General features: G+C 67.7%; 8 protein-coding genes and 1 tRNA gene. 7 read left to right on the plus strand and 2 right to left on the minus strand.

Translation table 11 applies throughout. The features are described from left to right. The 7 genes from dnaK to E8A12_RS20060 all read left to right on the plus strand — a co-directional run. A partial coding sequence (gene dnaK / locus E8A12_RS20030; protein WP_293372120.1) for a molecular chaperone DnaK occupies positions 1-1,494 on the plus strand: 1,494 nt, incomplete at its 5' end. 193 nt (positions 1,495-1,687) lie between these two features. Further along, a complete protein-coding gene (dnaJ, locus tag E8A12_RS20035; protein WP_293372122.1) occupies positions 1,688-2,842 on the plus strand; it encodes a molecular chaperone DnaJ in 1,155 nt (384 codons plus the stop codon). 80 nt (positions 2,843-2,922) lie between these two features. Then, positions 2,923-2,999, plus strand: a tRNA-Arg gene (locus E8A12_RS20040). A gap of 319 nt (positions 3,000-3,318) precedes the next feature. After that, a complete protein-coding gene (locus E8A12_RS20045) occupies positions 3,319-3,810 on the plus strand; it encodes a superoxide dismutase family protein (protein WP_293372132.1) in 492 nt (163 codons plus the stop codon). Between the two features lie 41 nt (positions 3,811-3,851). Further along, complete coding sequence (locus tag E8A12_RS20050) at positions 3,852-4,328, plus strand: hypothetical protein (protein WP_293372124.1); 477 nt, start codon at positions 3,852-3,854, stop codon at positions 4,326-4,328. Positions 4,329-4,426: 98 nt separating this feature from the next. After that, the gene (locus E8A12_RS20055; protein WP_293372126.1) at positions 4,427-5,104 is read left to right on the plus strand and encodes a hypothetical protein; all 678 of its coding nucleotides are present in this window, start codon (positions 4,427-4,429) and stop codon (positions 5,102-5,104) included. Next, positions 5,101-5,760, plus strand: coding sequence for a class I SAM-dependent methyltransferase (locus tag E8A12_RS20060; protein WP_293372128.1), 660 nt, complete (start codon positions 5,101-5,103; stop codon positions 5,758-5,760). Before E8A12_RS20055 ends, E8A12_RS20060 begins: the two co-directional genes overlap by 4 nt. 72 nt (positions 5,761-5,832) lie before the next feature. On the opposite strand, the gene E8A12_RS20065 is transcribed toward E8A12_RS20060, so the two are convergent. Further along, complete coding sequence (locus tag E8A12_RS20065) at positions 5,833-6,435, minus strand: exopolysaccharide biosynthesis protein (RefSeq protein ID WP_363212559.1); 603 nt, start codon at positions 6,433-6,435, stop codon at positions 5,833-5,835. Beyond that, positions 6,436-6,749 (minus strand): VIT1/CCC1 transporter family protein (locus E8A12_RS20070; RefSeq protein WP_293372130.1); only part of this gene is annotated, 314 nt, incomplete at its 5' end.

A 6,749-nucleotide genomic window follows, 5' to 3' on the forward strand; every position in this document is an offset into this window, starting at 1 on the left:
GCCTATTTCAACGACGCCCAGCGCCAGGCGACCAAGGACGCCGGCAAGATCGCCGGCCTTGAGGTGCTGCGGATCATCAACGAACCGACCGCAGCGGCGCTCGCCTATGGCCTGGGCCTGAGCGAAGGCAAGAAGATCGCCGTCTACGACCTGGGCGGCGGCACCTTCGACGTCTCGATCATGGAAATCGAGGAAGGTGTCTTCGACGTGAAGGCCACCAACGGCGACACCTTCCTGGGCGGCGAGGACTTCGACCTGCGGGTGGTCGACTACCTGATCGAGGAGTTCAAGCGCGAGACCAGCCTCGACCTTGGCAAGGACAAACTGGCCCTGCAGCGCCTGCGGGAAGAGGCCGAGAAGGCCAAGAAGGAGCTGAGCTCCGTCCTGCAATACACGGTCAACCTGCCCTTCATCTCGATGAACGCCTCAGGCCCGGTCCATCTCAACATCAAGCTCACCCGCGCAAAGCTGGAAGGCCTCGTCGAGGACCTGATCGCCAAGACCCTCGGGCCCTGCGAGCAGGCGTTGAAGGACTCCGGCTACAAGGTCTCCGACATCGACGAACTGGTGCTGGTCGGCGGCATGACGCGCATGCCGCGGGTGCAGGCCGCGGTCCAGGCGTTCTTCGGCCGTGAGCCGCACCAGGGCGTCAATCCCGACGAGGTGGTGGCGCTGGGCGCCGCCATCCAGGGCGGCGTGCTGCAGGGCGACGTCAAGGACGTGCTGCTGCTCGACGTGGCGCCGCTGACGCTCGGCATCGAGACCCTGGGCGGGGTGTTCACCGCGCTGATCGAACGCAACACCACCATCCCGACAAAGCGCAGCCAGACCTTCTCGACGGCGGCGGACAACCAGTCGGCGGTGACCATCCGGGTGTTCCAGGGTGAACGGCCCATGGCGGCCGACAACAAGCTCTTGGGCCAATTCGACCTGGTCGGCATCCCGCCGGCGCCGCGCGGCGCGGCGCAGATCGAGGTGACCTTCGACATCGACGCCAACGGCATCGTCAACGTCGGCGCCAAGGACAAGGCGACCAGCAAGGAACAGTCGATCCGCATCCAGGCCAACGGCGGCCTCTCGGATTCGGACATCGACGCCATGGTCAAGGAAGCCGAGTCCAACAAGGCGGACGACGAGAAGCGCAAGGCCGCCGTGGAGGCCAAGAACCAGGCCGACGCGGTGATCCACTCCACTGAAAAGGCCCTGGCCGAACACGGCGACAAGGTGAGCGCCGATGAAAAGGCCGCGATCCAGACCGCTCTGGACGACCTCAAGGGCGTGGTCGATGGCGGCGATGCGGAAGACATCTCGGCCAAGACCCAGACGCTTATTCAGGCGTCGATGAAGCTGGGCGAGGCCATGTACAAGGCCCAGCAGGACACCGGCGAAGGTCCGGCCTCCGACGCGGACGCCGCCCGAGCAGGTGGTCACGGCGGCGAGGACGTGGTCGACGCCGAGTTCGAGGAAGTCGACGGCGACGACCACAAGAAGTGAACGTGACAACCTGCCCCATGGCGAGCTTCGGCGTCTTTTGCGAAGAGTTCGCCACTGGGGACGTCGCCGCCGCTTCTGCGCGACTAGGGACCTCCGCCCGCTCGACCCGTTTCCGCCTGGAATTGGGGTCTTGTAGCCGGGCGGAGGTTTTCCCACCTTCCCAACAGCCACACACCAGACTCCTGGCGGTTTGATGCGCGACTACTACGAAATCCTCGGTGTTGAGCGCAGCTGCGACGCGGGCGTCCTGAAGGCGTCCTTCCGCAAGCTGGCTATGGAGCATCACCCCGACCGCAACGCCGGCTGCACCGAGTCCGAGGGCCGGTTCAAGGAAATCAACGAGGCCTATTCGGTCCTTTCCGACCCGCAGAAGCGCGCGGCCTATGACCGCTTCGGCCATGCTGGGGTGAACGGCGCGGGCGGCGGACCGGGCGGCGCCCAGTTCCACGACGTGGGCGACATCTTCAACGAGGTGTTCGGCGACGTCTTCGGCGACATGTTCGGCGGCCGACGCGGCGGCCAGCAGCGCTCCGGCCCGGCCCGCGGCCAGGATCTGCGCTACGACCTGGAGATCACCCTGGAGCAGGCCTATGCCGGCGCCGAGGTGGAGGTGAAGATCCCCGCGGCGCTCACCTGCGAGACTTGCGAGGGCTCCGGGGCCAAGCCGGGCACCAGCCCCACCACCTGCAACGCCTGCGGTGGCCAGGGCCGGGTGCGGGCCACCCAGGGCTTCTTCTCCATCGAACGCGCCTGCCCGCGCTGCGGCGGCTCGGGTCGTCTGGTGCTCGACCCCTGCGCCGACTGCCACGGCATGGGCCAGGTGCGGCAGGAGCGGGTGCTCTCGGTGCGCATCCCGGCCGGCGTCGACGATGGCGCGCGCATCCGCCTTTCCGGCGAGGGCGACGCCGGCTCGCGCGGCGGTCCGCGTGGCGACCTCTACATCTTCGTCTCGGTGAAGCCCCACGAGCTCTTCGAGCGCGACGGCCTGGACCTGCTGTGCACGATGCCGGTGCCGATGACCATCGCCGCGCTCGGCGGCGAGATCGAAGCCCCCTGTCTGATGGGCGGCGAGAACTGCGACGGCAATTGCAAGATCGCGGTGAAGGTCCCCGAAGGCGCCCAGACCGGCAAGACCGTGCGCCTGAAGGGCCGCGGCATGCCCTCCCTGCGTTCTCGCGACCGCGGCGACCTGGTGGTCGAACTGTTCGTCGAGACGCCGGCCAAGCTGACCGCGCGCCAGAAGGAGCTGCTGCGCGAGTTCGCCGGCCTTTGCGGTGACCATCAGCATCCGAAGAACGCCAGCTTCACCGGCAAGGCCAAGACCTTCTGGGACAGCGTGAAGGGCTGAGGCGCTTGCCTCCCCACAAATGGGACGGAAGGTTTGCGGCGGGCCGGGGTTTCCGCTAGAGGAAGCCTCCGCTGGAACAGGCACCCGTAGCTCAGCTGGATAGAGCGTTGCCCTCCGAAGGCAAAGGTCACACGTTCGAATCGTGTCGGGTGCGCCAGCAGATCCAATAACTTAGGCCGGATGTCGCGGACTATGCTGGTGGCCAAGTCACCAGTTAGCCACCACCAGCGCTGCGGTGGGACCGGGAAACACGCGTGCGTGAACCTGACTGACCAGCCCCAATCGGTTCGGCGAATGTCCGCTCGCGGACCGAGGGCCAAAGTCTGCATTGAGCCAAGGCGGACTCCCAATGAGCGCAGATCCGCACAGTTCGTTTGGAGGGTTGAGGCGGCCGGGCGCGCGCGTCGTCTGGTGGCCGGGCGGCGACCAGGAGATACACCATCGTGCACTCGAAACCTTGGGCGGTAACCCTGACAATGGCTTTGGGCGCATTGTCGTCATCGGCGCAGGCCGCGACCATGGCCACGGCCCAACTCGTAGGCGTCGCCGGTGCGGACACCGGTTCGGTCACCATCAGCCAAGGGCCAAAGGGTGTCGTCATCCAGATCGCGGCCAAGGGCTTGGCGCCCGGGTGGCATGCCGTCCATTTTCACGAGGCGGGCAGTTGCGCCATGCCCGATTTCAAGAGCGCCGGCGGCCACGTGCACGCCTCCGCCGCTCACCCTCACGGCCTGCTCAATCCGGAGGGAGATAAAGCCGGCGACCTGCCAAACATTTTCGTCGGCGCCGACGGCGCGGGTTCAGCGCAGTTCTACTCGACGACAGTCTCCCTTGCCGGCGCGCTGGGCCAAGTGGCGTTACTTGACGCCGACGGCTGCGCCCTGGTCATCCACGCGAGCGCCGATGATTTCATCAGCCAGCCCATCGGTGGCGCGGGCGCCCGGGTAGCCTGCGGCGTGCTGCATTGAACCGCGTTCGGGTTCCACTCCTCGGCGCCGCACTGGGAGGGGTGCTGCTCTTGCTGCTGGCTCCGCTTAATGCGGTCGCCGGCGCTGCAGTCCATTTCCAGGTCACCGATCTGAATGGCGTGGCCACCGAGGTTCCCTCCGGCCTGCCACAGGGCCGGGCCCTGCTGCTTCTCGGCTTCCGGCACAATGACCACACCGCGCTGGACGCCTGGCGGGACGGCCTTGGCCTTAGCAGCCGCGACAGCGACTGGTTCGAGGTTCCCGTCATCGGCGTCGGCAACCCGATGATCCGCGGTGTGATCCTGCGCGGCATGCGAAACGGCGTCACCGCGACCGCCGATCGGGCCCGCTTCGCCCCGGCGTTCGCCGACGCCGCCGCCATCGCTCTGCAACTCGGAATCGACCCATCGGAACCCGCAGCGGTGGTCATCGATCGGACCGGCCGTGTTCTCGCCCACGCCAGCGGGGCCTTCGAGCCGGGCAAGGCCGCGGCCTTGATGCAGGTCCTTCGCCACTGAGCCGACAGGGCTCCAGCGCGTCGCTCACACGTCTTGAGGCGAAACTCGAACCGCGTCGTCTCCGGGGCCGGGTGGCGACCAGAAAACCAAGGATTCCGATGCATTTTCGATCGAAGATACGGCTGACGTCCGCTCTCCTGCTCGTCGTGGGCGGGCTCTCCACCCAAGCCCTGGCCTCCGACAACCCGGCGATGGACGCCGCGGTCGCGCGGGTCGAACATGAGTGGGAGCGGATCAAGTACCAGACACCTGACCCGCGCGCGCAGCACGCGCAGATCGAGATTCTGGCCCGGGACGCCGCTGCGGTCACGGCCCGTTACCCGGGTCGTGCGGAGCCCCTCATCTGGCAGGGGATCGCCGAGAGCGAGCACGCGGCGATGTCGAGCGGCCTCAGCGCCCTGTCCGACGCCAAGGCGTCTCGTCGAACCTTCGAACAGGCCTATCAGATCGACAAGTCCGCGCTGGAGGCTGGGGCGGCGACCAGCCTCGGGACGCTATATTATCGCGTCCCAGGCTTCCCGATCGGTTTTGGCGACAAGTCCAAGGCGCGCCAATACCTCGTCGAAGGTGTCACGCTGGCCCCGGACGGCATGGACGCCAACTACTTCTACGGCGACTTCCTGATCACCCAGGGCGAGTACGCCGCCGCGGCGAAGGTGCTGCAACGCGCCCTGGCCTCGCCGCCGCATCCGGACCGCCCGATCTGGGACGCTGGCCGGCGCGCGGAAATCCGGGTGCTGCTCGCGAAGGCAAACGCGAAGCTGCGGAGATCATGATCGGGACGAACGGCGTCGGATCCGTCGCCGGCGGTCTCGCCGATCAGCTGCGAAATCCGCATGGCGCCCCAGGACGGCTGATCGGCGCCGCCATGCGCCTGGTCAATCGCCAGCCCAATTCGTTCGCCATCCAGGCGCTCGACGTCAGAGCCTCGCACGACGTCCTTGAACTTGGTTTCGGTCCCGGCGAAGGCATCCGAACCCTGGCGCGCCTCTCGCCGGCGGGGACGATCTATGGTGTCGACCAGTCCCCAACAATGTTGGCGCAGGCTTCGGCGCGAAATCGCGCGGCGATCCTTCGCGGCCACGTCCAGTTGTCGCGGGCGCAATTCATCGAGACAGAGCTGCCGGAGCAGTCCGTCGATCGGATTCTCGCCGTCAACGTGGCTTACTTCTGGTCGGACGGTCCGGCCGTCCTGGCGGAGCTGGACCGGGTTCTACGACCCGGCGGCCGCATCAGTATCTACGTCACCGACGTCGCGACCATGGCGCACTGGCAGTTCTCGACGTCGGGCCATCACCGCGTCTTCAGTGCGTCTCAGCTTTCAGACCTTCTGGTTGACGGCCCTTTCGCACCGTGCCGGATCACCGTGAAATCAATCACATTGCGGTTCGGGATCTCCGGCCTGCTGGGCGTGGTCGCCAAGCCGCGCTAGTTCGGGGATCGGACCCGCGCGGAGGCGGGCGGACCCGTGATGGAGGTTCGGGGCGGCTTGCGGCCGCGTGTGTCAGAAGCGCGCAAGACCCGCGATTGCGGCGAGCGCGAAGACAATGCAGACCAGGACGGTGGCGCCGGCCATTCCCCAGCCGACCAGCAACGCCAAGCCGTCCGCCGCCATCAGCCCCGCGCCGAACGCGATGATTCCCAGCGCGGCGAAGGTATGCGCGATGGGCAGTGGCAGCATGAGGACCACCGACAGAAGGCTGCTCGCCAGCGCGATCGCGCGTTCGTGCGCCGGCGACTGCACGCCGGCCCAACGCGGCTGGATCCACAGTTCGGCGCGTCGCAGGAGCGGCGAGGCCTTGGCGTAGAGCCGCTCGGCCGCCGGCCGCCGCATGCGCAGGCGGCGAAGCCGAGCTGGCAGCCAGGGTGTACGACGTGCGATCAGGAGCTGCGCGGAGATCAGCAACAAGGCAGCTCCGAACAGCGATGCGACGCCGGGCGGCATGAAGATCGCCGGCAGGGCCAGGACCAGCATGGTCGCGCCGAAGGACCGGTCGCCGAGCGCGCTCATGGTCTGGTCCATGGATACGGGCCCGTGGCTCTCTCCGAGCATCCGGCCGAGCACCTCGGAAAGCGGCCTAAGCCCGGATGATCCGTCCCGATCCACCTAGACGACGGCGCCGAAGAGGCGACCGATGCCGGCCGTTACGATCATCGCGATCGCGCCCCAGAAGGTGACGCGGACCACCGCCTTGGCGATCGCGGCCCCGCCCGCGCGGGCGCCAATGGCGCCGAGGAGGGCGAGGCTCGCCAGCGCGGCGAGCGGGACGCCCGCCAGAACCCAGGCGGTGGGCGCGAGAAGGACAACAGCCAGCGGCAGGACGGCGCCCACCGTGAAACTCAGGGCCGAGGCCCCGGCGGCCTGGATTGGGCGCGCCGTGGTGATCTCGGAAATCCCCAGCTCGTCGCGGGCATGGGCAC

The sequence above is a fragment of the Phenylobacterium sp. genome, from assembly GCF_004799395.1.
Lineage (GTDB): Bacteria > Pseudomonadota > Alphaproteobacteria > Caulobacterales > Caulobacteraceae > Phenylobacterium.

Bases quoted from the DNA above. Each gene is read 5' to 3' on its own strand.
- dnaJ (WP_293372122.1), top strand. From the start codon at position 1,688: ATGCGCGACTACTACGAAATCCTCGGTGTTGAGCGCAGCTGCGACGCG.
- E8A12_RS20045 (WP_293372132.1), top strand. From the start codon at position 3,319: ATGGCTTTGGGCGCATTGTCGTCATCGGCGCAGGCCGCGACCATGGCC.
- E8A12_RS20055 (WP_293372126.1), top strand. From the start codon at position 4,427: ATGCATTTTCGATCGAAGATACGGCTGACGTCCGCTCTCCTGCTCGTC.
- E8A12_RS20060 (WP_293372128.1), top strand. From the start codon at position 5,101: ATGATCGGGACGAACGGCGTCGGATCCGTCGCCGGCGGTCTCGCCGAT.